We start from the raw sequence: 2,071 nt of genomic DNA, 5'->3' as shown, positions 1-2,071 counted from the left end.
CCGCGCCAGCCGCCGGGCATCAGGCGTGACGGCCGCAGAGCGACAGCGGCAGCGGCCGGCGCGCGCCCTGGCGGCGGCGCGTGCGGCCCGTTCAGGGCCGCCTTGAAGACGTACAGAAACTTTGAACGGGGATTCTGGTGACGGTGTCCCCGCTGGCCGGGCCTGACCCGACGTTGAACTGGCTCCCGTGCCCTGGATTGGACCCCTCGACCCGGTCGGCGGGGGCACCTGTCTCGGCGCGTGCACGGGCCGGCGTGGTGACCTGATTAGGAGCTCGGGTTCGTCCCTCATCCCCGTTCTGTCCAGCGTTTTCCTCGTGCTCAGCGGCCGAACCCTTCCCCTCGACGCAGCAGGTAGGAGGCAGAGTGAGCGAGGACCAGGACGTCACCGTGGGGGTGGACACCCACAAGGACGTGCACGTAGCCGCAGTGTTGGACCAGGCCGGCAGGGTGCTGGGCACCAGAAGCTTCCCGACGACGGTCCGCGGCTATGCGCAGCTGGCGACCTGGGCCGAGTCCTTCGGCACGGTCGTCAAGGTCGGCATGGAAGGCACCGGCAGTTACGGCGCCGGGTTGCTGCGGTTCCTGACCGACTACGGACTGCCCGTCGTCGAGGTCGACCGCCCGGACCGCTCCACCCGCCGCCGCATCGGCAAGACCGACACCATCGACGCCGAAGCCGCCGCCCGAGCAGTGCTGTCCGGCCGCGCCAGCGGCACCCCGAAGACCCGCGACGCCGAGGTCGAGATGATCCGTGCGCTGCGCGTCGCCCGACGCGGAGCGATGAAGGCCCGCATCCAAGCAGGCGGTCAACTCGACGCACTCATCGTCTCAGCACCTGAACCCGTCAGGCAGCTCGTGCGCGGACTGGCCGGCAAGCACCGCATCCGCGTCTGCGCCGCCCTGAGGCCTGGCACGGTGACCGACCCGGCCACCGCCACCAAAGTCGCGCTGCGCAGCCTCGCCCGCCGCTGGCTCGCCCTTCAAGCCGAGATCGACGACCTCGACAGCCACCTGACCGCCCTCGTCACCGCCGCGGCCCCGGATCTGGTCGCCCTGCCCGGCGTCGGCGTCGACACCGCTGGACAACTGCTCGTCACCGCCGGCGACAACCCCGCCCGGCTCCACTCGGAGGCTGCCGTCCCCCGGCTCTGCGGCGACGCCCCCATCCCCGCCAGCTCCGGACGCACCGACCGACACCGCCAGCACCGCGGCGGCGACCGCGACACCAACAGTGCCCTCTGGCGCATCACCCTGGTCCGCATGCGCTGCCACCAACCCACCAAGGACTACGTTGCCCGCCGCACCACTGAGGGGAAGACCAAGACTGAAATCATGCGGTGCCTCAAGCGCTACGTAGCCCGCGAGACGTTCCGCCTGCTCGCATCCCAGCCGATGGATCACGCACTATCCGCGGCCACCGCTACCGGCTGACGTCTCCATCCTCGGGCGGGGTTTCCGCCTGCCGACTGCTCGAGGGCTGCATCGCGTCCACGGGCACCCCCCAGTGCTCGACCAAGGCCGCCAACCGGTTCGGACCCGGGCGTGGAGACCCAGGCGGAGGAGTCAACGCTGCCAACAGAGCCACAGCTGCCGCCACGACGCCCTCGAATGCCTCGACACTCGGATCTGCACCAAGCTCGTCGACAGCGTCCAACCAGTCCTGCCACTGACTGCCTGCGCCCACCTCATCCGCAGGCCAGCGTCCTTCACTCACCCGACCCCCTTTCAGGTCCTCGTCGTCGCACGAGCCTAAAACCAGGCGCTGCCAGTCCGCTCGGAACCAGCATCAGAACGACCTTGACAGAAAATAGGAGCGTCAACTCCGCCGGCAGCCGGCTGTCGTACTCCGGTTGACGCGTTACACGCTGACTTCACTTGAAGGGTTACACCGGCCCTTACCGTGCCGGACACGTTCGGTGACACCGGCCGCGACTCTGCTGTTCGCGGTGGCCTGCCCGCCGATGCGCGGACGCGAGTTACTTCCGGTGGAGGCGGGCATGAGGCAGTCGTCAGGTCGCCCGGTGCGACCGGGCATATGCCTCGGCGGATCGGCCTGGTTTGATCGCAGC

Annotated in this window: 1 protein-coding gene; it reads left to right on the top strand. The window is 69.5% G+C overall.

The window, feature by feature from the left end; genetic code table 11:
• The first annotated feature begins 365 nt into the window (after positions 1-365).
• A complete protein-coding gene (locus AC5RWQ_RS30145) occupies positions 366-1,433 on the top strand; it encodes an IS110 family RNA-guided transposase (protein WP_494285990.1) in 1,068 nt (355 codons plus the stop codon).
• Positions 1,434-2,071: the final 638 nt, after the last annotated feature.

Source organism: Micromonospora sp. BS32 (assembly GCF_059089345.1).
This window is presented reverse-complemented; position numbering and strand designations above follow the sequence as displayed.